Here is a 983-nt window from a genome sequence, read left to right as displayed (position 1 = left end):
GATCGCCTTTATCAATTGCCCTTAGGAGTGATAGCAATTGCTATTGCGACCGTTCTTTTACCAGAATTAACAAGAGCCCTTCGCAGCAAAAATCACAAAGAAACTCATAATTTACAAAACCGCTCTATTGAATTAACTCTGTTATTAACGCTCCCCGCATCTGTGGCATTTTTAATACTCTCCACCCCCATTGTTAGTTTACTTTTTGAACGTGGGCAATTTACCAGTTTGTCAACACACTATGTTGCCCAACTGCTTAAACTTTATGGGCTAGGACTTCCCGCTTTTGTCCTAATAAAGATCTTTATTCCTAATTTCTTTGCCCATGAAGATACAAAAACACCGATGATTATCACAGGCATTTGCGTTTTCATCAATATCAGCCTAGCCTTAATATTATTTCCAATTTTGTCAGCACGGGGCATTGTCATTGCTGAAATTACCTCTGGATGGATGAATGCACTGTTGCTTTGGACTATTCTCATTCAACGTGGCTATTGGAAATACGACATACAACTGATAAAACGAATAACATGTTTGATTATCACCACTCTTTTAAATACTATAGCCCTTTATTACGTCTTTGATGTGATTGACTTTTTGTCTTTCCCTTTATCCTCACAAGCATCGTTTTTCTTGCGTGCTTCCACCTTGGCAGGGATAATGGTTGCCATACTCTTGGTACACTGTTTCGCCTATTTTTTACTGGACACCCGTTCCTTTTTCCTCACCCTCAAAAACTTTAAAAAACGCCTATAAATATTTTGTCTTGCTTTCAGCAAGAGGCTTTGTCAAAAAAACATAAAACAAATAACTTTACTAAAGAAAGAACACTCCTATGGACACCTTCACACCACTTGTCTTTTCCGGCGTACAACCGAGTGGTCATTTACATCTTGGCAATTATCTTGGAGCCATCAAGCATTGGGTTGAACTGCAAACGTCCTATAATTGTCTGTACTGCGTTGTTGATATGCATGCCC

1 protein-coding gene and 1 pseudogene are annotated in these 983 nt (G+C 38.9%); both read left to right on the top strand.

Features of this window, described 5'->3' with window-relative positions; all coding sequences use genetic code 11:
• Positions 1-759: murein biosynthesis integral membrane protein MurJ (murJ, locus tag ACFINO_RS10010; protein WP_375655666.1), on the top strand; the 759-nt coding region annotated here is incomplete at its 5' end.
• A gap of 79 nt (positions 760-838) precedes the next feature.
• A pseudogene (locus tag ACFINO_RS10005) lies at positions 839-983 on the top strand (tryptophan--tRNA ligase); the annotation flags it as partial.

This window comes from Bartonella sp. AA83SXKL (assembly GCF_042196965.1).
Lineage (GTDB): Bacteria > Pseudomonadota > Alphaproteobacteria > Rhizobiales > Rhizobiaceae > Bartonella.
Note: the sequence above shows the minus strand (reverse complement) of the source record. Positions and strands in the feature narration are given on the sequence as shown.